Source organism: Pseudonocardia oceanicola (assembly GCF_047200735.1).
Classification (GTDB): Bacteria; Actinomycetota; Actinomycetes; order Mycobacteriales; family Pseudonocardiaceae; genus Pseudonocardia.
The window spans coordinates 1-439 of record NZ_JBJZON010000099.1; the positions used below are offsets into that span (position 1 = coordinate 1).

At 72.4% G+C, this 439-nt stretch carries 1 protein-coding gene; it reads left to right on the forward strand.

The window, feature by feature from the left end:
• Nucleotides 1-439: acyl-CoA dehydrogenase family protein (locus ACL02T_RS34985; protein ID WP_412835106.1), on the forward strand; the 439-nt coding region annotated here is incomplete at both ends.

The window sequence follows — 439 nt, forward strand, 5'->3', positions numbered from 1 at the left end:
GCGCGGGCTCGCCCCCACCACCGCCTACGGCACCGGCCTGACCGCCGCGCAGACCTACCTGCACTGGGGCACCGACGCGCAGAAACGCACCATCGTCGAGTCCATCTGCGCCGGCCACTTCGAAGCGATCGCGCTGAGCGAGCCGGGCGCCGGCTCCGACCTCGCCTCGGCCCGCATGCCCGCGGTACGCGACGGCGACCACTTCGTCCTCGACGGCCAGAAGACCTGGACCACCGCCGCCCACCTCGCCCGGCACATCCTCGTCCTCGTCCGCACCGACCCCTCCGGCGCCAAGCACGAGGGCCTGACCCTGCTGATGGTGCCCGCGGACACCCCCGGGATCGACGTGCGGCCCATCGACACCATGTACGCCCACACCGTCAACGACGTGTACTTCACCGACGTCCGGGTGCCGGTCGACGCCGTCGTCGGCACCGTG